The 1,572-nt window shown below is 56.9% G+C and carries 1 protein-coding gene and 1 pseudogene; both read left to right on the top strand.

Going from position 1 to position 1,572, the window contains the following annotated elements:
* The first annotated feature begins 516 nt into the window (after positions 1-516).
* Entirely contained in the window at positions 517-981 is a 465-nt protein-coding gene (locus F6X42_RS42540; RefSeq protein ID WP_187639722.1) for a hypothetical protein, read from the top strand.
* A 9-nt stretch (positions 982-990) separates the two neighbouring features.
* Positions 991-1,449 (top strand): annotated as a pseudogene (locus F6X42_RS42535) (nucleotide-binding protein); the annotation flags it as partial.
* Positions 1,450-1,572: the final 123 nt, after the last annotated feature.

Genomic DNA, 1,572 nt, shown 5'->3' with positions numbered 1-1,572 from the left:
AGCCGACCGCGTGCTACGCATGCATTTCATTCGCCATTCGAGGTGTTCGAACGTATGCTCGCAACCGCTTCCATAACTTCAGCTTCCGTTCATTAACCCGCTGTTGCGCTTCACCTTTGAAACCGCCTCCCAAAATCTGCGCGGTCATTCCCGAGAGTACGCCATCAGGGCTATCGGAAGTTCGTCAGGACAGGGGCATAGTCTGCGAGCTTGTCGTGTCGTTGTCGGCGCAGTTCCTCGTGCGCGTCCTGATGGTCAAAGCGCTTCTGTCCGTTGGCAGGGGTCGTTCTGCGACTGCGCCGCCGCTGCGTTTGCCTCGAAGGCTTACGATGCGTTTCCCGGACTTCGGCCTGTGTCTGTTGCTCCTGCCAGACGCGCCCAAAATATTTCTTTTATTCCGACGCCATCCGTCTGAGTCCATGATGTGCCGATAGCGAAAATACGGTCGAAAACAGGTGTTGACGGCGGATTCCTGAGTCAACAAGATGGGATGAAGAAAGCACGACGGAGCGAACCATGCCGGTTGCGAAAAGCTATACCCGAGCGCAATGGGATGAGCTTGTCCGCTCTCTGGAATCGCTGCCCGTCAAGCCAGAGGCCGAGCAGCGCGTCTCGATTACCGACGCGATGAAAGAGATGCGTCCGGTGATCGGTGCGGTGAGGAAGAAGGGATATACGCTGGAAGAAATCGTTGAACATGCAAGGAAGAGGGGTGTCGATTTTAGCGTTGGCTCGGTCAAGTACGCGTTATATCCCTCGAAGAAAGACAAGCCAGTTCGACAGGTTGTAAAGGAATCGGCACGGGGCAATGCCGCGCCATCGCCCCGTGTGAAGAGGGTAAGCAAGGACAATGTACCGCGCGCGGGGGCTGTCAGAGAGAATCAGAAGCAGGATGGGGGAAAACCAGTCAGCAGGCCGGGGAGCATGGTGATGCGTGACGCGTTCTCATTCGAGATCCGGCCCGATACCGAGAACCTTTAGAGGATTCCAATGGACATGACGACTTACCCCATTTATCTCGTTGGCGGCAGCAAGGGCGGCGTAGGCAAAAGTTTTGTTGCACTCGCGCTGGCCGACTATCTGCTACGACAGGATATTCGTGCCGCGCTGGTGGAAACCGATACCTCCAATCCGGACGTGATGAAAGCGGTTCAGGGCGAGATGCGTTGTATCGCATATAACCTGGACGATGCAGACGGCTGGATCGGCCTCGTCAATTTCTGCGATGAGCAACGGGACGCCGCGATCGTTGTTAACACGGCGGCGCGGAGCCAAACGGGTGTCGAGCAGTTCGGCGCAACGCTGGCCAGCGCGCTTGGTGAGCTTCGGCGTCGGCTTGTTGTCCTGTGGGTGATCAACCGGCAACGCGACAGCCTTGAACTGCTGAACGCTTTCAGCGAGACGTTCCCGGACGCGGTAACGAATGTCGTGCGCAATGGCTACTTGGGGGTGTCCGGAATTTTGTGTAAACGGGTTGAGGTTTAACCCGGCACTAGCCGCTCTTCGAACTGGATTGTGAAGCGGTTCAGGGCCGCTTTCCAGTCGCGGATAGGCATCGTCCACTTCTTGCTG

The sequence above is a fragment of the Paraburkholderia podalyriae genome, assembly GCF_014397785.1.
In the GTDB taxonomy this organism is placed as follows: domain Bacteria; phylum Pseudomonadota; class Gammaproteobacteria; order Burkholderiales; family Burkholderiaceae; genus Paraburkholderia; species Paraburkholderia podalyriae.
Note: the sequence above shows the minus strand (reverse complement) of the source record. Positions and strands in the feature narration are given on the sequence as shown.